The sequence below is a fragment of the Paenibacillus sp. JNU01 genome (assembly GCF_059130585.1).
This window is the reverse complement of the sequence record NZ_CP169723.1, coordinates 1,867,637-1,888,368: the sequence shown is the minus strand read 5'-3', so window position 1 is coordinate 1,888,368 and position 20,732 is coordinate 1,867,637. Positions and strand designations below refer to the sequence as shown.

General features: G+C 46.5%; 20 protein-coding genes and 1 other annotated feature. Of the genes, 19 read left to right on the top strand and 1 reads right to left on the bottom strand.

All coding sequences use genetic code 11. From position 1 onward, the window contains the following. Nucleotides 1-14 precede the first annotated feature (14 nt). The 16 genes from murA (at nucleotide 15) to NLBNIHML_RS08090 (ending at nucleotide 16,798) form a co-directional block, all read left to right on the top strand. Complete coding sequence (gene murA, locus NLBNIHML_RS08165) at nucleotides 15-1,298, top strand: UDP-N-acetylglucosamine 1-carboxyvinyltransferase (RefSeq protein WP_339235916.1); 1,284 nt, start codon at nucleotides 15-17, stop codon at nucleotides 1,296-1,298. Nucleotides 1,299-1,356: 58 nt separating this feature from the next. Beyond that, on the top strand, nucleotides 1,357-2,124 hold the full coding sequence (locus tag NLBNIHML_RS08160; RefSeq protein ID WP_494354142.1) for a cell division protein FtsQ/DivIB: 768 nt from the start codon (nucleotides 1,357-1,359) through the stop codon (nucleotides 2,122-2,124). Between the two features lie 294 nt (nucleotides 2,125-2,418). Further along, complete coding sequence (ftsA, locus tag NLBNIHML_RS08155; RefSeq protein ID WP_339235912.1) at nucleotides 2,419-3,705, top strand: cell division protein FtsA; 1,287 nt, start codon at nucleotides 2,419-2,421, stop codon at nucleotides 3,703-3,705. Between the two features lie 150 nt (nucleotides 3,706-3,855). Continuing rightward, complete coding sequence (ftsZ, locus tag NLBNIHML_RS08150; protein ID WP_253439311.1) at nucleotides 3,856-4,971, top strand: cell division protein FtsZ; 1,116 nt, start codon at nucleotides 3,856-3,858, stop codon at nucleotides 4,969-4,971. Nucleotides 4,972-5,232: 261 nt separating this feature from the next. Further along, entirely contained in the window at nucleotides 5,233-6,213 is a 981-nt protein-coding gene (spoIIGA, locus tag NLBNIHML_RS08145) for a sigma-E processing peptidase SpoIIGA (RefSeq protein ID WP_494354141.1), read from the top strand. 11 nt (nucleotides 6,214-6,224) lie between these two features. Further along, a complete protein-coding gene (gene sigE, locus NLBNIHML_RS08140; protein WP_017687308.1) occupies nucleotides 6,225-6,947 on the top strand; it encodes an RNA polymerase sporulation sigma factor SigE in 723 nt (240 codons plus the stop codon). 111 nt (nucleotides 6,948-7,058) lie between these two features. After that, a complete protein-coding gene (sigG, locus tag NLBNIHML_RS08135) occupies nucleotides 7,059-7,841 on the top strand; it encodes an RNA polymerase sporulation sigma factor SigG (protein ID WP_017687309.1) in 783 nt (260 codons plus the stop codon). A 173-nt stretch (nucleotides 7,842-8,014) separates the two neighbouring features. Further along, nucleotides 8,015-8,407, top strand: a complete 393-nt coding sequence (locus NLBNIHML_RS08130; protein WP_494354140.1) for a YlmC/YmxH family sporulation protein — start codon at nucleotides 8,015-8,017, stop codon at nucleotides 8,405-8,407. Nucleotides 8,408-8,458: 51 nt separating this feature from the next. Then, on the top strand, nucleotides 8,459-9,358 hold the full coding sequence (gene pgeF, locus NLBNIHML_RS08125) for a peptidoglycan editing factor PgeF (RefSeq protein WP_494354139.1): 900 nt from the start codon (nucleotides 8,459-8,461) through the stop codon (nucleotides 9,356-9,358). Nucleotides 9,359-9,364: 6 nt separating this feature from the next. Next, a complete protein-coding gene (locus NLBNIHML_RS08120) occupies nucleotides 9,365-10,066 on the top strand; it encodes a YggS family pyridoxal phosphate-dependent enzyme (protein WP_339235904.1) in 702 nt (233 codons plus the stop codon). Beyond that, complete coding sequence (locus tag NLBNIHML_RS08115) at nucleotides 10,057-10,524, top strand: cell division protein SepF (protein WP_253439303.1); 468 nt, start codon at nucleotides 10,057-10,059, stop codon at nucleotides 10,522-10,524. Before NLBNIHML_RS08120 ends, NLBNIHML_RS08115 begins: the two co-directional genes overlap by 10 nt. 58 nt (nucleotides 10,525-10,582) lie before the next feature. Then, complete coding sequence (locus NLBNIHML_RS08110; protein WP_063567036.1) at nucleotides 10,583-10,801, top strand: YggT family protein; 219 nt, start codon at nucleotides 10,583-10,585, stop codon at nucleotides 10,799-10,801. Between the two features lie 239 nt (nucleotides 10,802-11,040). Continuing rightward, nucleotides 11,041-11,823 (top strand): YlmH family RNA-binding protein, encoded by a 783-nt coding sequence (locus tag NLBNIHML_RS08105; RefSeq protein ID WP_339256407.1) that lies wholly within the window; start codon nucleotides 11,041-11,043, stop codon nucleotides 11,821-11,823. Between the two features lie 147 nt (nucleotides 11,824-11,970). Beyond that, entirely contained in the window at nucleotides 11,971-12,480 is a 510-nt protein-coding gene (locus NLBNIHML_RS08100) for a DivIVA domain-containing protein (protein ID WP_339235898.1), read from the top strand. A gap of 57 nt (nucleotides 12,481-12,537) precedes the next feature. Then, nucleotides 12,538-12,830, top strand: a binding site (T-box leader). A gap of 344 nt (nucleotides 12,831-13,174) precedes the next feature. Further along, complete coding sequence (gene ileS / locus NLBNIHML_RS08095) at nucleotides 13,175-16,273, top strand: isoleucine--tRNA ligase (protein ID WP_494354138.1); 3,099 nt, start codon at nucleotides 13,175-13,177, stop codon at nucleotides 16,271-16,273. A 165-nt stretch (nucleotides 16,274-16,438) separates the two neighbouring features. Then, complete coding sequence (locus NLBNIHML_RS08090) at nucleotides 16,439-16,798, top strand: DUF5665 domain-containing protein (RefSeq protein WP_339235894.1); 360 nt, start codon at nucleotides 16,439-16,441, stop codon at nucleotides 16,796-16,798. Between the two features lie 30 nt (nucleotides 16,799-16,828). Here NLBNIHML_RS08090 and NLBNIHML_RS08085 read toward each other — a convergent pair whose 3' ends face one another. Further along, nucleotides 16,829-17,566, bottom strand: coding sequence for a TraR/DksA C4-type zinc finger protein (locus tag NLBNIHML_RS08085; RefSeq protein ID WP_494354137.1), 738 nt, complete (start codon nucleotides 17,564-17,566; stop codon nucleotides 16,829-16,831). A gap of 221 nt (nucleotides 17,567-17,787) precedes the next feature. On the opposite strand from NLBNIHML_RS08085, the gene lspA reads away from it, so the two are divergent. The 3 genes from lspA (at nucleotide 17,788) to NLBNIHML_RS08070 (ending at nucleotide 20,601) form a co-directional block, all read left to right on the top strand. Next, on the top strand, nucleotides 17,788-18,282 hold the full coding sequence (gene lspA, locus NLBNIHML_RS08080) for a signal peptidase II (protein WP_091028497.1): 495 nt from the start codon (nucleotides 17,788-17,790) through the stop codon (nucleotides 18,280-18,282). After that, nucleotides 18,275-19,237 carry an RluA family pseudouridine synthase gene (locus NLBNIHML_RS08075; RefSeq protein ID WP_494354136.1) on the top strand — a complete coding sequence of 321 codons (963 nt, stop codon included), beginning with the start codon at nucleotides 18,275-18,277 and terminating at the stop codon, nucleotides 19,235-19,237. The genes lspA and NLBNIHML_RS08075 overlap by 8 nt, the downstream gene beginning before the upstream one ends. Before the next feature lie 110 nt (nucleotides 19,238-19,347). Further along, a complete protein-coding gene (locus NLBNIHML_RS08070) occupies nucleotides 19,348-20,601 on the top strand; it encodes an LL-diaminopimelate aminotransferase (protein ID WP_036674844.1) in 1,254 nt (417 codons plus the stop codon). The last annotated feature ends 131 nt before the right edge of the window (nucleotides 20,602-20,732 follow it).

Here is a 20,732-nt window from a genome sequence, read left to right as displayed (position 1 = left end):
CCGGAGGTGATACATTGGACAAATTGGTGATTGAAGGCGGGAAACCCCTCTCAGGATCCATACGCATCCATGGAGCAAAAAATGCCGCTTTACCGATTATGGCCGCAAGTTTGTTGGCAGATGGAGAAGTTACACTGCATAACGTTCCACACTTGCTGGACATTGAAGTGATGCTGTATATCCTGGAACGGCTTGGATGCACGTGTCGGCATGAACAGGGAACAGTGACCATTAATACCTCGCAGATTCGGTCATATGATGTGCCAGAAGATCTAATGAAGCAGATGCGCTCTTCCATTTTTTTGATGGGACCATTGCTGGCTAAGTTTGGGCATGTGTCAGTGTATCAGCCAGGAGGCTGTGCCATCGGAGAACGCAAAATTGATCTTCACCTCCGGGGCCTGGAAGCGCTCGGAGCTTTGATTGAAGAGCAGGACCAACAGATTATCTGCCATGGCCGCAATCTGGTGGGTACAGATATTCTTTTGGATTTCCCGAGTGTGGGAGCAACCGAGAATATCATGATGGCAGCCGTTCTGGCTAAAGGGACGACAACCATTTGCAACGCGGCAAGAGAACCTGAAATACAGGATCTGCAAAACTTTCTGAATGCTATGGGTGCAAGTATCATTGGTGCAGGAACGGATACGATTACGATCAATGGCGTTGAGAAACTGAAGCCTTGTTCCTATGAAATTATACCGGATCGAATCGTTGCCGGAACTGTGATGATTGCAGCAGCAGCAACACGTGGCAATGTTACGCTTACACACTGCAATCCTGCTCATCTTACTTCACTTATACATGTATTGAAGCGCACTGGTGTTCAAATCACAGTCTGCAATGATATAATGACGGTGAGCTGTATGAGCCGTCCCAAATCAGTAGACCGTATTGTGACTTCTCCGTATCCTTCATTTCCGACAGATTTGCAATCGCAAATCATGGTGCTGCTCAGTCTGGCAGACGGATTCAGTGTGATGAAGGAAACGGTATTCGAGGGCCGGTTCAAACATGTGGATGAACTGAATGTGATGGGGGCTGATATTTCAGTCGATCTGAACGCAGCATTTATCCGTGGTGTTCCCCGTCTGTACGGGGCTACAGTAGAAGCAACCGATCTTCGTGCAGGTGCAGCTCTGGTCATTGCTGGTCTGGCTGCTCAAGGCAAAACGGTTGTGGAGCAAGTGCATCATATTGACCGGGGCTACGATCAGATCGAGAAGTTATTCCAAAGTCTTGGAGCATCGGTTGAGCGACAGTCACCCGTTTCAAAACAGTTGGATTTTGCCAATTAACGTCCTTGGAGTCCCCTTCTTGAAGGGAGGGGACCTGAGGCTTTGTGGAGCGCTACTTATGCCTAAAAGTCAAATTCCGGTTCTGAAGAAGAATCGGCCAAAAGGAAACACAAGCCGTAGAATTGTAATTATTCTCTTATTACTATTTATTGTATTGCTCGCTGTATTATTCTTTCGTTCTTCCATGAGTCGGATTTCGGCAATAGAAATTACGGGTAATGTATATACAGCGACTTCAGAGCTACTGGAGAAAAGTGGTCTGAAAGAAGGCGATCAATTTTTTGGGACAAGTACTGCCGAGGTGATTGAGCGTCTCAAGACCAACAAGGCCATTTCAACTGTTACCGTGGACAAGCAATTTCCGGGTATTATCCATATCAAGGTTCAGGAATATGACACCGTTGCGTATGAGCTTGGTTCTGACGGTACACTTAAAGCGATTTTGGCCAATGGAACAAGCTTGACGGTTCCGGCTACAATTGGTGTTGCTGTGGAGAAGCCCATATTGACTCAATGGAAGGCTGATGATCCACTCAAAGCCAAACTGAGTCAGACACTGGCTAAAATCCCGAATGAATTGACGACGGATATTTCGGAAATTATTCCGAACCCAACGCCTTCATTTCCGGATCAGATTCGGATGTATACCAAATCACAGTTTGAAGTGATTACGACCGTATCTCTTTTATCGGATAAAGTGGAATATCTAAATCAGGTGATAGAGACCGAACGGCCTGGGAAAATCACCATGCTTGAGGCAGATACCTATGTCCCGTTCATCCCGGATGACCCGGAAGATGATGCTGAGCCAGGAGCAAGCCCTTGACCTTTGCCATGATGAGGCTGTACTGAATATGAAAGCCTAGGCTGGTCGGGGGTTGGGCCCCGTCAGAGCAATGAAACTTGTTCTTTCTGAGATGAAGAAAAAATGATACACTTGAACTTATGGCACATGAGTTGCCTCCTTCTTTTTTCTTCAAGGTTTTATGTCTCGCAACCAGATTTTGACACCCAAAAACATTGTAGAAAAAAGAGGGAAAGCCTGAAGTGTGTTGAATATGTTTTAAGAGTGTTTAAATTCGAACGTAATTTACTATTGGAGTCAGGAGGTGCCACAGACTTGAGCAACAATGACATCATTGTTAGTTTGGACATCGGTACATCCAAAATTCGCGCTATTATTGGGGAAATGAATAATGGAACCTTTAATATTATAGGAGTTGGATCTGCCGACTCGGAGGGAATTCGCAAAGGTGTAATCGTAGATATCGATCAGACGGTGCAGTCGATCCGCAACGCAGTGGATCATGCAGAACGTATGGTGGGTATTCAAATATCCGAAGTGTATGTTGGAATCTCGGGAAATCATATCGGACTGATGAGCAGTCACGGTGTCGTGGCTGTTTCTAACGAGGATCGTGAAATCGGAGAAGAAGACATGGAACGGGTGTTGAAAGCAGCCGAAGTAATTGCAGTTCCGCCGGAACGGGAAATTATTGATGTTGTCGCCAAGCAATATGTTGTAGATGGCTTGGAGGGCATACAGGACCCCCGTGGAATGATTGGTGTTCGTCTGGAAGTTGAAGCAACGATCATTACGGGTGCAAAAACCGCGATACATAATCTTTTGCGCTGCGTGGAAAAAGCGGGTCTGAAAGTAAGCGATCTGGTTCTCATGTCGCTCGGAGCGGGTCAACTGGCTTTGTCCAAAGATGAAAAAACGATGGGTTCAGTGCTTGTGGATATTGGAGCAGGCGCAACAACCATCGCCATTTTTGAAGAAGACAGTCTTGTTGCAACATCAACATTGCCTATTGGTGGGGAATTCGTAACGAATGATATCGCCTATGGCTTACGCACGTTGACGGATCAGGCGGAGAAGGTGAAATTGAAATACGGATGCGCCTGGTTGGATGATGCTGCTGCGGATGTGATGTTCAAAGTAACCCGAATCGGCAGTAATGTAGACAAGGAATTTTCACAGGAGGATCTGGCGGCTATTATTGAACCTAGGGTTCAGGAAATATTCCAGATGATCTCTCAAGAAGTGAAGCGTCTTGGTTACAATGAGCTTCCTGGAGGTTATATACTAACGGGAGGTACGGTCTCTATGCCTGGGGTTCTGCAGGTCGCTCAGCATGAGCTTGCGGCTTCAGTACGAGTTGCAGTTCCGGATTACATTGGTGTGCGTGACCCTGGCTACACAAGCGGAGTCGGCATATTGCACAGTGTAATTCGCAGTTTGCGCATTCGTCCCTCGATCAATAACGGCGGTGGAAATAACAACAATAACAATAATAATAATAAGAAACCGACCAACCGTCCGAAGCCAAATACGGCACAGGAATCGGAGCAAAAACCTGGTCTGTTCGAACGGCTGAAGAATATGTTCAGTGAATTTATATAACAGGTTGGATCCATTTCATACATTCTTGAAGCCGTCTGAATGCGCTGGTACTAACATAAACGCTTTCGTTCGTCGATATATGAAATTGATTCGGTTCAAAGCAAAAATTGGACGGGCCATCCATGCACATTGAGGGGGAGATGGAATAATATGTTGGAATTTGATTTCGAGATGGAGAGCTTGGCTCAAATTAAAGTCATCGGTGTAGGCGGCGGCGGAAGCAATGCAGTCAACCGTATGATTGAAAATGGTGTACAAGGTGTTGAATTTATTACGGTGAACACGGATGCTCAGGCATTACACCTGGCGAAATCCGAGCATAAATTGCAAATCGGTGATAAATTGACTCGTGGTCTTGGCGCTGGCGCCAACCCGGATGTAGGTAAAAAAGCAGCGGAAGAGTCGCGCGATCTGATCATGAACACGTTGAAAGGTGCAGACATGGTATTTGTTACAGCCGGTATGGGCGGTGGTACAGGTACAGGTGCGGCTCCGGTTATTGCTGAAATCGCTAAAGAGTGCGGTGCACTTACAGTGGGTGTCGTAACTCGCCCATTTACATTTGAAGGACGTAAACGTTCCAGCCATGCAGAGCAAGGTATTGAAGCTCTCAAGGAAAAAGTGGACACGCTGATCGTTATTCCGAATGATCGGTTGCTCGAAATTGTAGACAAAAAGACACCGATGCTTGAAGCATTCCGTCAAGCGGATAATGTACTTCGTCAAGCGGTACAAGGTATCTCGGATTTGATCGCTGTACCGGGTCTAATCAACCTTGACTTTGCTGACGTCAAAACGATTATGCATGAACGTGGATCTGCTCTTATGGGGATTGGTGAATCAACAGGTGAGAATCGTGCGGCAGAAGCAGCACGCAAAGCCATTATGAGTCCTTTGCTTGAAACATCCATTGAAGGTGCTCGCGGCGTAATCATGAACATTACGGGTGGCGTTAATCTGTCCCTGTATGAAGTGAACGAAGCGGCAGAGATCGTAACTTCTGCTTCCGATCCGGAAGTAAACATGATCTTTGGTGCCATCATCGATGAAGACTTGAAAGAGGAGATCAAGGTTACAGTTATCGCAACTGGTTTCGAAGACAAACCTGCTCCACCTCCACAAGGACGTAAGCCAGCTCCGGCAACAACGGAGACAACCGATACACGTTCGCCGAATCTGCGTCCGTTCGGAAATCAGCCGAGCAATGATCAGCTGGATATTCCGACATTTTTACGCAATCGTTCACGCAATAATAATAACGATTAATACCCAAATCAAATTATGGATAACCCGGTACTCCTTATGGAGCGACCGGGTTTTTCTGTTTTTTTAAATATCATAGCATACAGCATTGAACAAATTCTGAACAAAAGGGCTGAGCAATTCCGACAAAAAAAGTTGGAAACACACCCCCATGATTAGACAGACTTTGAACAGGGGTCTCCGTATACTTGTGAATATGCTCATGAATATCAGGATATCGGGATACCGGTATTTCGATATGTTGCGCGCAGGCAGGTGAAGAGTTTGGTTGTGTATGTGGATCTTATTTTTTTGACAAACCTGTGTATTGACGGTGCACTCATCGGCATGACCGCCTGGATGCGAAAAACGAAGCTGGTTTGGTGGCGATGGTTGCTGTCAGCCATTGTGGGCGCATTATACGTGGTTATGATGTTTGTACCGGAGTTTGATTTTATGTTCACTTTTTTGATCAAGTTCGGGTTCTCGCTGGTCATGCTTACGATTGCTTTTGGTTTTAAGGGTCTGCAGGCTTTTACGAGGACGCTCGGTACCTTCTATGTGATTAATTTTGTCGCTGCCGGAGGTATTCTGGGTGTGCATTACATGCTTCAGAGCTCCGGTGAGCTGTTTAACGGCATTTGGTTCACGGCTTCTGGCGGGATGTCATTTGATCTGAAGATTGCCTTCTGGTTCACGTTTATCGTATTCTTTGCTGTCCTGTTTGTATTCAAAGCTGTGCAGAGCTCAAAACGGAAAACAGATCGCATGACGACCTATTTGGGTAAAGTTGAGGTCTGCATCGATGAGGTAGTCATTTCTTGTACAGGCCTTCTGGATACGGGCAATCAACTTACGGATCCCTTATCGCGCATGCCAGTCATGGTGATGGAGGTTTCGTTGTGGCAAGACATGTTACCTGCTTCGTGGAAGGGTAGATTCAAGGACGAGGCGCCGGACAATCTTATTCTGGAGCTTGATCAGGAAAGTTTTCAGTGGCAGGATCGACTGCGGCTAGTGCCCTATCGAGGCATTAACAAAGGCACTGCGTTTATGCTGGCAATGAAGCCGGACCGGGTGAAGGTGACGATGGGGGAAACATGTTATGAGACGACAAGGGTACTCATTGGGCTGGATGGAGGTGTTTTGTCGTCGGATGGGAAATATCAGGCCGTGATTCATCCTGAACTTGTGCAAGACGCTGCTTCTGCGCAGTCTACGGCTCTCTCTGCGGGAGCAACAGAAAAGCCGCTGAATGTGGTATAGGAGGAACGTACATGCTTGTGAAATGGAAACTGGTGGCGCAGCTGCAATATTACCGTCTGTTATTTTTGTTGGGACTCAAAAGTGAAGAGATCTATTATATCGGGGGAAGTGAGGCACTTCCGCCGCCTTTGACAAGGGAAGAAGAAGAATTTTTACTGCAAAAATTATCTTCGGGAGACTCGGCCATTCGCGCGATGCTCATTGAGCGCAATCTGCGTCTGGTGGTATACATCGCACGCAAGTTTGAGAACACAGGAATCAATATTGAAGATCTGGTCTCCATTGGAGCCATCGGACTGATTAAGGCAGTTAATACATTCGACCCGGAAAAGAAAATCAAACTGGCAACCTATGCTTCACGGTGTATCGAAAATGAAATTTTGATGTACCTGAGACGTAATAGTAAGATCCGAACTGAAGTTTCTTTTGATGAACCCCTTAACATTGATTGGGATGGAAATGAACTATTATTATCGGATGTACTGGGTACAGAAAACGATACAATCTATCGGAATATTGAAGAGCAGGTAGACCGAAAACTTTTGCACAAGGCACTGGAAAAATTAACGGAGCGTGAGCGAATGATTATGGAGCTTCGTTTTGGCTTGACGGATGGGGAAGAAAAGACACAAAAGGACGTAGCAGATCTACTTGGAATCTCCCAATCCTACATCTCTCGTCTCGAAAAAAGAATCATTAAAAGACTTCGCAAGGAGTTCAATAAAATGGTCTGAAAACCATCAATGCTCAGAATGGGTATTACTGGCAAGGGTGCCAAGTACGAATAAAAAAGCCTGCCCCGGAGATAATGTACATTAATGTTTCTCCTTGGGAGGTAAATCACGATGACCCGAAACAAAGTCGAGATTTGTGGCGTGGACACCGCAAAATTGCCTGTCCTCACCAACACTGAAATGAGGGAATTGTTTCATTCCCTTCAGCAACACCATGATCGCTCAGCAAGAGAGAAATTAGTGAATGGCAACTTGCGTCTGGTACTCAGTGTCATTCAGCGTTTTAACAATCGGGGGGAGTTTGTCGATGATCTGTTCCAGGTTGGTTGCATCGGCCTGATGAAAGCCATTGATAATTTTGATTTATCCCAGAATGTCAAATTTTCAACCTACGCGGTGCCGATGATTATCGGTGAAATCCGTCGATACCTGCGTGATAATAACCCAATTCGGGTATCTCGCTCCTTGAGGGATATTGCTTACAAAGCACTTCAGGTCCGTGACAGCCTGACGAATAAAAATTCCCGGGAACCGACGATATTCGAAATTGCGGAAGTACTGAATGTGCCGAAGGAAGATGTTGTTTTTGCATTGGACGCCATTCAGGACCCGGTTTCGCTCTTTGAACCGATTTATCATGATGGTGGAGATCCGATCTATGTTATGGATCAGATCAGTGATGACCGAAACAAGGATGTGTCGTGGATCGAGGAAATTGCGCTCCGCGAAGCGATGCATCGTCTCGGCCAACGGGAAAAAATGATTTTGTCCATGCGGTTTTTCGAAGGGAAGACCCAGATGGAAGTAGCTGATGAAATTGGCATTTCCCAGGCACAGGTATCACGTCTGGAGAAATCAGCGATACAACAGATGCAAAAACATGTGAAGTCGTAACACAATGTAAGGGCAGGAGGACGATCAATCGGGGCTATGTATACCGTTGGTCGTCTTTTTGTGTTATGCCGTCCCACATTCGATGAAAAACAGGACATTTTTCGCCCCTGAAACATATATTGTATAGAAGCGTGTGGAACGGAAAGAAGAGGAACAACAGGGGGCGGGAATGAATGAAAGTAAATACGAGCGAAGTTGCGGCACGAGGCATGAAAATCTCGGATTTTCAGACTAAGGATGTCATTAACATTACGGATGGTAAGCGCCTAGGTCAGATCAGTGACTTGGAGCTGGATCTGAAGCAGGGACGAATTGAAGCGATTGTTGTGCCGGGGTACAGCCGGTTTATGGGACTTTTTGGCGGGGGAACGGATCTGGTGATTCCCTGGAGAAATATTGTAAAGATTGGTTCGGATGTGATTCTTGTGAAGATGGATGAGATGAAGGAAACCACGTATGACGAGCGTGATCGGGAAGCGCGTCTGTATGACGAACAGCAGCATAACCGCACGGAGCGTGTAGAACGCATTGAGCGATCAGACCGTAATCAGCGTCGAACGATATAAAGGAGACAGAATGTGGCTCATTTGGTACACTGGAAGTGGTGAGGTGAGAGAATGGAACCCTTTGTATTGAATAAGGAATTACTTGAACGGACAGAGAACCCTAATTCAGATTTCGGTTCTGACCCGTTATTATTATATGTTGAGCCCTGGAGACAGCAGTTTGAACATTTATCGGTCGGATTTACGACAAGACATGGGGGAGTCGGAAGTGTACCCTATGCTACGCTTAATTGCGCTTATCATGTGGGGGATGATCCTGAAGTTGTGCTTAACAACCGCAGGCTTGTAACCGGGAAGCTTGGCTATGAAGCGGAGGCTTGGACCTGTGGAGAACAGGTACATGGCAAACATGTGGCTGTAATTAAAGCTGAAGATCGTAGCAGAGGATTACTTGATCGTCAGTCGGCGTTGCAGGATACGGATGGATTGGTTACAAATGTGCCGGGTGTGCTGTTGACTTCTTTCTATGCAGACTGTGTCCCGCTTTATTTCTATGACCCTGTGCAACAGGCCGTTGGTCTTGCTCATGCCGGTTGGAAAGGAACAGTCGCAGGTATCGCTGTATCCATGGTGGAGACGATGGAACGGGAGTACGGAAGTCGCAGACAGGACATTCGAGCTGCAATCGGTCCGTCCATTGGGGATTGCTGTTATGAAGTGGATGAGGCGGTTATGCAGCATGTACGGGTTTGGTTTGATGATTCCCCGGTTAATGATGAATACAAGGATTCTGCTTCTAAAAAAGCATATCGATCCGTAAATAACGGTAAAACGATGTTAAACTTGAAAGAATGTAATCGACACATTATGATGAAAGCAGGAATATTGCCGGATCATATCGAATGTACAACATGGTGTACAAGTTGTCATCCCGAATTATTTTTCTCCTATCGGAAGGAAAATGGTGTTACAGGGCGGATGGCGAGCTGGATTGGGCTGGAAGAGAGGTGACCCTCTGTGTCATTGGAGGAGCGTATACAACAGGTAAATCAAAAGATCGAGGATGCATGTCGGCGCAGTAACCGTCATCGTGATGATGTGAATGTGATTGCAGTCACGAAATATGTCTCACTGGAAACAACGGGATCGGTGCTGAATCATGGTCTTGAGCATATTGGAGAAAATCGATGGCAGGATGCACAGGCCAAATGGGAAGCTTTTGGTCAACAGGGTACCTGGCATTTTATCGGTCATTTGCAGACGAACAAGGTGAAAGACGTGATCGGAAAGTTTCGTTACATACATTCACTCGATCGTTTGTCATTGGCGAAGGAGTTGGATAAAAAAGCAGCTTCACTTGGCATGCAAGTGGAAACGTTTTTGCAGGTGAATATTTCGGGTGAAGAGAGCAAGTATGGCTTACAGCCTGAACAGGCAAGTTCTTTTTTGCGTGATATTCGTTCGTTCAACAATCTCAAGGTCGTTGGCCTGATGACGATGGCACCTCATGAGGAAGACCCGGAGCTGACGCGTCCTGTATTTCGTGGATTGCGTGAGCTGAGAGATCAATTGAATGGACAGGCCCTTACAGCAGAGCCATTAACTGAGCTGTCGATGGGGATGTCCAATGATTTTGAAGTGGCCATTGAAGAAGGGGCAACCTGGGTACGGCTGGGATCGATTCTCGTAGGAAAAGAGGAGGGTTCACGATGGGCGTAATGAATAAATTTATGAATTTCCTCGGACTTCAGGAAGAGGAAGAGATTGTGGAACGTGAACGGATGGCTTCGCAGGAGGAAAATGAGGCTGAACAGCAGGAAGCTGAAACCTCCAGTCTCGATAAACGTAGAAACCAAAGGGGGAATAATGTGGTGAGCATTCATTCCCAGAAAAATGTTAAAGTTGTCCTGTATGAACCACGTTCTTATGACGAGGCTCAGGAGATTGCCGACCATCTGCGTTCGCATCGTACCGTTGTGGTAAACCTGCAGCGGATACGTCAGGACCAAGCGCTGCGCGTTATAGATTTTTTGAGTGGCACGGTATACGCATTGGGTGGCGGTATTTCCAAAATCGGCGGAAACATTTTTCTCTGCACGCCAGATACGGTTGAAATTCAGGGATCAATTACGGAAATACTGGCTGACAGCGAGCAAGATTATAACAGAATGAGGTGAGCCACTTTTGTATCAGATTGAAAGCGTGCTGTACACGTTATACCAGATTTACTTTTACATGGTCATCGTCTACATATTGATGTCTTGGCTTCCCAATGCGCGGGAAAGCTTCATTGGTGAATGGCTAGGTAAGTTTGTGGAACCATATCTAAGACCATTCCGTCGATTTATCCCACCTTTGTTCGGTGTACTGGATATTTCCCCGATTGTGGCGCTGATCGTTCTGCAACTTGCGCTTAATGGATTGATCTCCATACTTCGGTATTTTGTATATTAGAGGTTGTTCAAAAAGTCCGCTTTTGATTACGAAGGATGCCTAGTGGCATCGTCAGCATCGAATATGGAATTCAGCCGAAATAAGTGGGAGGCTTACGAACAATGTTTCCTTCGGAAACATTGTGGTTGCTCACGTAGTTTTCTCTACGCTCCGCTGCTCCATTCCGTCGATTTATCCCATCTTCTCGGTACTGAAAACCGGTCTTTTTGAACACGGACTATTAGGGTAGGGTGACATAGATGAGCGGTGAAATTTACGAACATTTTAGCCATGATGAGCGAGATTTCGTAGATAAGGCTTCAGATTGGGTTGAGGGTGCAGGCAAGTATCATGAGATGAAGCTAACTGACTTTCTTGACCCAAGACAGGTGTTTATCTTACAAACTCTTGTCAATCGTCGTAATGACGTACAGATTCGTCTGGATGGTGGTTACGAGGCTGCTGAGCGAAAGCGTGCGCTGGTTGCACCTGATTACATGTATCTGGATGATGAGGATATGGGTATGCAGGTGCTCAGCATCACGTCTGATGATCAGAAAATCTCAGAGCTGGAGCACGGGGACTATATGGGTTCCCTGCTCGGACTTGGGATGAAACGTGGAAAGATCGGGGATATCCAAGTGCTGGAGGACGGTTGCCATACAGTGGTGGCGGCGGAAACCGGCGCTTTTTTATCGCTTCAACTGAATCAGGTGCATCGGTTACATGTGTTCACAGAGTTACTTCCTTTGGAACAGATGCGGTGGTCAGAGAACAAACTGGAGACGATGGACATTACAGTCGCTTCGCTTCGTTTGGATGGAATCTGTGCAGATGTATACCGGCTTAGTCGCAGTAAAGTGTTGGTGCCAATCAAAGCTGGGCGCTGTCGTGTAAACTGGAAGGTTGAGGAAGATCCGTCCAAATCGCTAAAAGCGGGTGATGTCGTATCCATTCAGGGATTTGGCCGCTTCAAGGTCATTGAACAGGATGGGATGACCAAAAAAGGACGATGCCGAGTGAAAATCGGCAAATTTGCCTGAGTCTGTTGCAGGAAAATCCGCTTTCTTGTCGAAATGTTTATCATAAAGGTGTAGAAAATACGCGGTGTATCCGATATACATTAAGTCAAAGATTTATGCTGCAAACCTTCTCTGGACGGGAAGGAACTTTTACAGGAGGTGGACAGCATGCCATTAACGCCGCTGGACATACACAACAAGGAATTTTCCCGACGTTTGCGCGGGTATGACGAGGATGAAGTCAATGAATTCCTGGATCAAGTCATCAAAGATTACGAAGGCGTCATTCGCGAGAACAAAGAGCTGAGCAATCAGTTGCTGTCCGTTCAGGAAAAGCTGGATCATTTTGCAACGATTGAAGAAACGCTCAGCAAAACAATCATTATTGCGCAGGAAGCTGCTGATGATGTGAAGAATAATGCGAAGAAAGAAGCGCAGTTGATCGTGAAGGAAGCAGAGAAAAATGCAGACCGGATCGTGAACGAAGCGTTGGGTAAATCACGAAAGATTGCTTTGGAAGTAGAGGAACTGAAAAAGCAGGCATCGATCTATCGTGCCCGTTTCCGCACGCTTGTTGAAGCGCAGCTTGAACTGTTGACTCAGGATGGTTGGGAAGTGCTGGAGAGCCGGGAGCAGGAAGTGCGTGACCGTGAGCGGGAGATGAAAGAAATTTATTAGTCTGTCGCCTGGTTGACTTTTGCCTGCAAAGAGGCTATAACTATATTCATAATGAATAGTGATTCCATGACGGGTTCAGTACGTTATGATCTCATCCCTCAGAGAGTTGGTGGTTGGTGCAAACCAATGGATGAGTTATAGCCGAATATCTCCCCGGAGAAGTGACGCTGAAGCGGTGATCGTGATTGCCGTGTGTAAGCCGAACCGTAAGCCGTACGTTATAACGGCACCCTGCGGTAGTTTAGCGGGGCATAAGCGCTGTTGATGACAGAGCATACCCAGGCTTGCCTGGATGTGGTTTGTGATGAACAGAATTAGGGTGGTAACGCGAGTATAGCCTCGTCCCTTTCCAGGGATGGGGCTTTTTTGTGTCCAAAAAAGGCGAACGTCCATGAGGCCCGCAGGGACCTCAGGTAGAGAGCCGCCCGCCGGGAGAGCGAAGCACCCGGCAACACCCGCCTCGCGGTAAGGCCATGCGGCGTTCACGCAGGGAACAAGCCGCAAAATGGCCGCCACCACGCACATAAACCCTCGCCCACAAGCGGCGCAACTGTCCCCCAATCGACAAGCCATCCCGGGTGTCCAGAGGGCGGAGCGCCTATGGGGTCCCCCTTGGCAAGGGGGATTTAGGGGGATTGAAACGCTTTTTGTGGACGGTCCACAATCTTAACCAAAGAAAGGGAAGATGATCACCATGCAACGAGTTGACGTCAAAGAGAAGGCACGTGCTAGAGAATTACGCGTGTTGGATAAATGGAAAACGGAGAATACATTCAAAAGATCCATCGAAAACCGCGAGGGCAAGCCAAACTTTGTATTTTATGAAGGGCCGCCTACAGCGAACGGAAAACCGCATATCGGTCACGTACTGGGACGTGTAATCAAGGATTTCGTTGGTCGTTATAACACGATGAAGGGTTACCGTGTTGTTCGTAAAGCGGGTTGGGATACACACGGCCTGCCCGTAGAACTGGGTGTACAGAAGAAGCTTGGCATCTCCCACAAGTGGGAAATCGAAGATTACGGTGTGGAGAAATTCATTAACGAATGTAAAGCAAGTGTATTCGAGTACGAGCAACAATGGCGTGATCTGACAGAGGGTATCGGATATTGGACAGATATGGATAACCCATATATCACCCTTGATAACAACTACATTGAGAGTGTATGGAACATCCTCGCGACAATCCATGAGAAAGGCCTGCTGTATCGGGGCCATCGTGTGAGCCCGTATTGCCCATCTTGCCAGACGACACTGAGTTCCCATGAGGTTGCACAAGGGTACAAAGACGTCAAAGATCTGAGCGCTACAGCAAAATTCAAGCTGAATGACAGCGGAGAATTCGTGCTTGCTTGGACAACGACACCTTGGACGCTGCCTTCACACGTCGCACTTGCCGTGAATCCGGATATGGACTACTCCCGTGTTCGTCAAGGTGATGAAGTGTACATCATGGCAACGAATTTGGTAGAGAAAGTAATGAAAGATACCAAGGGTGAGTATGAGATCATTGGTGCACTGAAAGGTGCCGATCTGGTTGGCAAAACGTATGATCCTCCGTTCAACTACGTTCAGGCTGAGAAAGCCAACATCATTCTGGGCGCAGGCTTTGTAACGGATGCAAGTGGTACGGGTATCGTACACATGGCTCCTGCCCATGGTGAAGATGACTACCGTGTGTGCCGTGAAAATGGTATCAGCTTTGTGAACATGGTGGACCTGGAAGGTAAATTTGTCGCTGAGGTTACTGACTTTGCCGGACGTTTCGTGAAGGATTGTGATATTGATATCGTGCGATATCTGTCTGAGAATGGACGTTTGTTCAGCAAAGAAAAATATGAGCACAGCTATCCATTCTGCTGGCGTTGTGATACACCGCTTTTGTACTATGCAATGGACAGTTGGTTTATCCAAACAACAGCCATCAAGGACCAATTGATTGCCAACAACAGTGAAGTGGATTGGTACCCAGGTCATGTTCGTGAAGGTCGCTTCGGGAAATTCCTTGAGGATCTGGTGGATTGGAACATCAGCCGTGATCGTTATTGGGGAACTCCGCTGAACATCTGGGTGTGCGAGGAGACTGGTGAACAATTTGCTCCACACAGCATTGCAGAATTACGTGCCCGTGCGGTAGGGGATGTGCCTGAGAATCTTGAATTGCATAAACCATATGTGGATGACGTTAAAGTCATGAGCTCTTGTGGCAAATATGAGATGAAACGTACACCGGAAGTGATCGATGTCTGGTTCGACAGCGGCTCCATGCCGTTTGCCCAGCAGCACTATCCATTTGAAAATAAAGAAGTCTTCGAACAGCAGTATCCTGCTGATATGATCTGTGAAGGGATTGACCAGACACGTGGCTGGTTCTACAGCTTGCTGGCGGTTTCCACCCTTTTGACAGGCAAAGCGCCTTACAAAGCAGTTATGGCTACAGGACACGTTCTTGATGAGAACGGACAGAAGATGTCCAAATCCAAAGGTAACGTGATCGATCCTTGGGAAGTAATTGAAGAATACGGTACCGATGCATTCCGCTGGGCTTTGTTGTCTGACAGTGCACCGTGGAACAGTAAACGTTTCTCCAAAGGGATCGTAGGCGAAGCAAAATCCAAAATGGTGGATACACTGGTTAACACCCATGCATTCCTGACGCTATATGCTACCATCGATGGATTTGATCCACAGGAGCATCCGTTCCAACTGTCCGCACACAAGCTGGATCGCTGGATTCTGTCGAGGCTGAACAGTCTGATTCTGGTTGTAGAAAAAGCGTTGTTGGTTAACGACTACCTGAACTCCTCCAAAGCGATTGAAGCATTTGTCGATGAGCTTAGTAACTGGTATATCCGTCGTTCCCGTGACCGGTTCTGGGGAAGTGGCCTGACAGAGGATAAACTGGATGCTTACCGCACATTGACTGAGGTATTGGTGACTACTGCAAAACTGGTTGCTCCGTTTACACCGATGCTCGCCGAAGATATCTATCTGAACCTTGCAACAGGCGAGAGTGTGCACATGGAAGATTATCCGGTAGCCAATGAATCTCTAATTGATGCAGGACTGGAACAGGATATGGAGACGGCTCGCCGTGTGGTTGAACTTGCCCGTAACGTTCGTAACGAAACCGGCATCAAGACACGTCAGCCGCTGTCCGAATTGATTGTTTCTCTGGATAAAGGCTTTGACCTGGCAAGTTACGAAGAGATCATCAAGGAAGAGATCAATGTAAAAGGAATCCGTACGGAGCATAACGATGCGGAATTCGTTGACTTTACATTGAAGCTGAACCTGAAAGTTGCAGGTAAGAAATACGGTAAAAACGTAGGATTCCTGCAAAACTTCTTCAAGGGAATGTCGGCCGATGAGACGCGTAAAGTGGTTTCGGAAGGTGTGCTGAACATCGTTTCTCCGGAAGGCGAAGAGCTGCAAGTGACGAGCGAAGAATTATTGGTTGATAAACAGGCCAAATCAGGTTTTGCTTCAGCATCAGGTTACGGTCTGACGGTTGCGCTTAATACTGAAATCACAGCAGCACTGGAACAAGAAGGCTGGGTTCGTGAAGTGGTTCGTGCTGTGCAGGATACCCGGAAACGACTGGACTTGCCGATTGAGAAAAGAGTACGTTTGACACTGGATGTGGATACATCCCTACAGGAAGCTATTCAGGCGTTTGATGATGTGTTGCGTGAGAATGTTCTCGTAACCGAAGTGACATTTGGCTCGAATGAGTCCATGGAACGTGTTGAAGCCGGAGGCAAATCGATCGGTATTTACATCGAATCATAATTCGAAGCATTTTCCATTCAACAGTGAGAGCATATAGAGCATAAACAAACGAGCCGCAGAGGCAGGGACATTTTCCCTGATTCTGGGCTCGTTTGTTTTTTAGGCAAAAAGGAAATGATTCTATAGTGCAGTCAATCTATATTGATCAAAGGAACTGACCAAAACATGAGCGAACATGACAAGCAAACAGCAACGGCGGCTACACCATCAACATCAGATCATCTGAATTCACATGACAAAATTGAAGAGCTGCATACCCTGACTAACCGTCTGGCGAATGAACTGGAACGTTCACGGATTGCGCAATACACAGAATTGCTGAACAGACCATGGAAATTAATCGGACTTAACTTGTTGTCTGGAGCCGCACGAGGTGTGGGGATCGCCATTGGTTTTACCTTTTTCGCAGCAACAATTATTTACGTTTTACAGCTACTCGGGGCGCTCAATCTTCCCATTGTTGGAGACTACATCGCTGATATTGTGCGTATTGTCCAGCGTCAGCTTGATATGAACACCTATTAAGCAATTAAGGTGAATGATATTAAGTTACAGTTAGTAAATGTCATCCGTCTCCATATCCGGTTCTAACAGACCCTCGCCCTCACGGTTCTCCAGATACTGGCGATATTGCCGATTGCGCACGATGGATACGTCATGACCATAGATGTCTGTTGCAACGAAGCTTTCGTACGCTTCAACGCAGCCCTCCACTTCATCGGTGGCTTCAATGGCCATAACATCATAGCTGTCGATATCGCGCCCTTCAGCCATGGCTGGTGAGTTCGATGTGCCCCAGCTTTCAACAATCTGCCAGGCGTCCTCACCATTGAAGCCGTTTTGGTCATCACGCTCGTCCAGACTGGTTCGACCGAATGCCGGGGCGAGGAACTCTTCCTCTACAGGGCGGTTTTCGGAGACAACGGTTTCCGGTTGATGTTTTTTGCAGTATTTCGTATAAGGAACAGCTTCCATGCGTTCATAAGGAATGGGTTGCTGGCAGACTGCACATGTACCATAATGTCCTTCTTCGATGGAGTGCAGTGCAGAATCGATTCGCTCCAATTGGAATTCATCATGTTCCAACAGGGAAATATCCTTTTCGCGCTCATACACTTCCGTGGCTAAGTCGCCAGGATGGTTATCAATCGGTGATAGTTCACCTGTCTGTAGTTTAAGGGAGTCTCCAAGGCCATAATGCTCGTTTTCCGACAGTCTATGTTCAATATCGCGCTTATCGGACATCAGTTGGGAACGTAAAAAATGCAGTTGTTCGGCAGTAAAATGTGACATGATTTTCCCCTTTCTGATTTCATGCTGGAATCCGGATGTTGACTCTATTGTAGGATGTGCCATTATGGGCAAGATTACAGAAGGGAAATGTTATCGTTTTTGCCATGAGCATTGCGATGTAGCGCGTCGTGGACGATTTCCAAACAGCTGTGCTACAATAAACAAGTCTGGCGTAAGCCTGGTATCGTTTGGAAAAGACAAGAACGGAGTGACAAACAAACGTGGTGTATTATATCCTCGCTTTTATCGTATTTTTATTGGATCAGGGAACCAAGTATCTGATTGCAACCCGGATGGAACTCAGAGAAGAAATTCCGGTAATCGGCAATTTCTTTGTCATCACATCACATCGTAACTCAGGAGCAGCTTTTGGCATTCTGCAGGACCAGCGTTGGTTCTTTATTGTGGTTACGTTGATTGTGGTCGTTGCCTTGATTTGGTATTTGCAAAAAGTAAAAGATACCCCGCACAAATTGCTGCCTGTGGCGCTTAGTTTGGTGCTTGGTGGAGCAATTGGCAACTTCCTTGACCGGGCATTGACCGGAGAAGTTGTGGATTTTGTACAACTTAATTTTGGAAGTTATACGTTTCCCATTTTTAACATCGCAGACTCGGCAATCTGCATCGGTGTAGCGTTGATCATTGTGGAGACGTTACTTGAAGGACGGCGCGAAAAAGCAGCCGCGAAGATTGAAGGGAATGAACATCATGAGTAATCCGAATAAGGAACAGATTAACGACGAAGAACTAATGAGTGGCAATGAACGTATGGAATGGACCGTTGCCGCTGAACATAAAAAAGAACGAATTGACAAATATATTACGGAAGCGGTAGATAACGTATCTCGCTCCCAAGTTCAATTGTGGATCGGAGACGGAATGGTTACGGTCAATGGTGCTGTAGTCAAAGCCAATGCCAAGTTATCCGAAGGGGATCTGGTCGAGTTACAGATTCCAGAACCAACTGCTGTTGAGATCGTTGCCGAAGATATTCCACTGGAAGTGGTATATGAAGATAGCGACTTGATCGTGATTAATAAACAGCGTGGTCTTGTGGTGCATCCAGCACCAGGACATACGTCCGGTACCCTCGTTAATGCACTCATGTATCACTGCAAAGACCTCTCGGGTATTAATGGGGAGTTGCGCCCTGGTATTGTGCATCGTATCGATAAGGATACATCCGGTCTGATCATGGCTGCCAAGAACGATCGTGCTCATGCATCACTGGCTGCTCAGTTGAAAGACCATACGGTGAATAGACGTTATATTGCGCTCGTTCATGGGCATCTTAACCATGATCAAGGGACCATTGATGCACCAATTGGACGAGATACCAATGACCGCAAAATGTATACGGTCACGGATCGTAACAGTAAACATGCCGTTACGCATTTTACTGTTACAGAGCGCATTAAAGATTACACCTTACTTGAACTGAAACTGGAGACAGGACGTACTCACCAGATTCGGGTTCACATGAAATTTATTGGTCACCCGCTTGTAGGAGATCCAACGTACGGACGGAATAAAGGCATCAAAATGCAAGGACAGGCACTTCATGCAGCCATTCTTGGATTTGTGCATCCAACAACGGGAGAATACCTTGAATTCTCAGCTCCACTTCCTCAGGATATGGAAGATGTTCTTGCCTCACTACGCAGTCGTTAACCGTTCCAAGAAAGTACAAATGTTCGGATACTTTGTCCATGGCTTTGATCACGCAAATGCTTCATATTAAAGTGTAGAAATTTGCGTCAAATGAGGAGATGAACAACGTTATGAGTATCGATAAATACCAAGAAACTTACATTCAGACTAATTTTGCCGACCGTATCGGTGGCTCCAACTATGGTAAAGACACGAACATTTATAAATTCGAGAAAATCAAACGTGCCAAAGCTTCGGCCAAAAAAGATTTTCCCGATGTGGAACTGATTGACCTTGGTGTAGGTGAACCGGATGAAATGGCGGATGCAGGCATTGTAGCTGCACTTGCTGAAGAAGCTTCCAGACCTGAGAACCGTGGTTATGCCGACAATGGTATTCCTGAATTCAAGGCTGCTGCTGCTTCTTACCTGAAAAACGTATTTAACGTAGAAGGTATCGATGCTGATACTGAAATCGTGCACTCCATTGGTTCCAAACCGGCTTTGGCGATGATGCCTTCATGCTTCATCAATCCGGGTGATGTGACAATCATGACCGTTCCAGGTTACCCGGTTATGGGTACACACACTAAATATCTGGGTGGAGAAGTGTTCAACATTCAATTGACGAAAGAGAACAACTTCCTGCCTGATCTGACGGCTATTCCGGAGGACATCGCAAAACGTGCGAAGTTGCTCTACCTGAACTACCCGAACAACCCAACAGGCGCAAGCGCAACGGTGGAGTTCTTCACTGAAGTCGTTGAGTGGGCTAAGAAATACAACGTAGTGGTTGTACATGATGCTCCATACGCAGCATTGACGTATGATGGCAAAAAACCGTTCAGCTTCCTGTCCGTACCTGGAGCGAAGGATGTCGGCGTAGAGCTGCACTCTCTATCCAAGTCCTACAACATGACGGGTTGGAGAATCGGATTCGTAGCAGGTAACCCGCTTGTAGTCAAAGCATTCAGCGACGTGAAGGACAACAATGACTCCGGTCAGTTCATCGCGATTCAAAAGGCTGCTGCTTATGGATTGAATCACCCAGAAATTACGGAGAAAATTGCAGAGAAATATTCCCGTCGTCACGACATGCTCGTTGCCGCATTGAACGAACTGGGCTTCCAGGCTGAAAAACCTAAAGGTTCATTCTTCCTGTATGTGGAAGCACCAAAAGGTGTGGTTGGCGGACGTCGCTTTGAATCCGGTGAAGATTTCTCCCAATTCCTGATCCGTGAGAAATTGATCTCATCCGTACCTTGGGATGATGCTGGTAACTTTGTTCGTTTCTCCGTAACCTTTGAAGCTAAAGGAGAAGAAGAAGAGAAACGCGTCATTGCTGAGATCAAACGTCGTCTGAGCGACGTGCAATTCGAATTTTAATTGTAGTACCCTATAGATTAATCATGTGTGAGAACGAAGAGACCGGTAACGGTCTCTTTTTTTATGTTCATATTAGATTTTTTTCATTTACTCCCTTTACAAAATTATACAAGCAACATATGATTAGATCT

What these genes read in the sequence shown, in the direction of transcription:
- pgeF (WP_494354139.1), top strand. Translation starts at nt 8,459, where the DNA reads ATGGAACCCTTTGTATTGAATAAGGAATTACTTGAACGGACAGAGAAC.
- NLBNIHML_RS08105 (WP_339256407.1), top strand. Translation starts at nt 11,041, where the DNA reads ATGAGCGGTGAAATTTACGAACATTTTAGCCATGATGAGCGAGATTTC.
- sigG (WP_017687309.1), top strand. Translation starts at nt 7,059, where the DNA reads ATGACCCGAAACAAAGTCGAGATTTGTGGCGTGGACACCGCAAAATTG.
- NLBNIHML_RS08160 (WP_494354142.1), top strand. Translation starts at nt 1,357, where the DNA reads ATGCCTAAAAGTCAAATTCCGGTTCTGAAGAAGAATCGGCCAAAAGGA.
- NLBNIHML_RS08070 (WP_036674844.1), top strand. Translation starts at nt 19,348, where the DNA reads ATGAGTATCGATAAATACCAAGAAACTTACATTCAGACTAATTTTGCC.
- NLBNIHML_RS08085 (WP_494354137.1), bottom strand. Translation starts at nt 17,566, where the DNA reads ATGTCACATTTTACTGCCGAACAACTGCATTTTTTACGTTCCCAACTG.
- NLBNIHML_RS08100 (WP_339235898.1), top strand. Translation starts at nt 11,971, where the DNA reads ATGCCATTAACGCCGCTGGACATACACAACAAGGAATTTTCCCGACGT.
- NLBNIHML_RS08130 (WP_494354140.1), top strand. Translation starts at nt 8,015, where the DNA reads ATGAAAGTAAATACGAGCGAAGTTGCGGCACGAGGCATGAAAATCTCG.
- NLBNIHML_RS08090 (WP_339235894.1), top strand. Translation starts at nt 16,439, where the DNA reads ATGAGCGAACATGACAAGCAAACAGCAACGGCGGCTACACCATCAACA.
- NLBNIHML_RS08075 (WP_494354136.1), top strand. Translation starts at nt 18,275, where the DNA reads ATGAGTAATCCGAATAAGGAACAGATTAACGACGAAGAACTAATGAGT.
- NLBNIHML_RS08115 (WP_253439303.1), top strand. Translation starts at nt 10,057, where the DNA reads ATGGGCGTAATGAATAAATTTATGAATTTCCTCGGACTTCAGGAAGAG.
- NLBNIHML_RS08110 (WP_063567036.1), top strand. Translation starts at nt 10,583, where the DNA reads ATGGTCATCGTCTACATATTGATGTCTTGGCTTCCCAATGCGCGGGAA.
- ileS (WP_494354138.1), top strand. Translation starts at nt 13,175, where the DNA reads ATGCAACGAGTTGACGTCAAAGAGAAGGCACGTGCTAGAGAATTACGC.
- ftsZ (WP_253439311.1), top strand. Translation starts at nt 3,856, where the DNA reads ATGTTGGAATTTGATTTCGAGATGGAGAGCTTGGCTCAAATTAAAGTC.
- sigE (WP_017687308.1), top strand. Translation starts at nt 6,225, where the DNA reads ATGCTTGTGAAATGGAAACTGGTGGCGCAGCTGCAATATTACCGTCTG.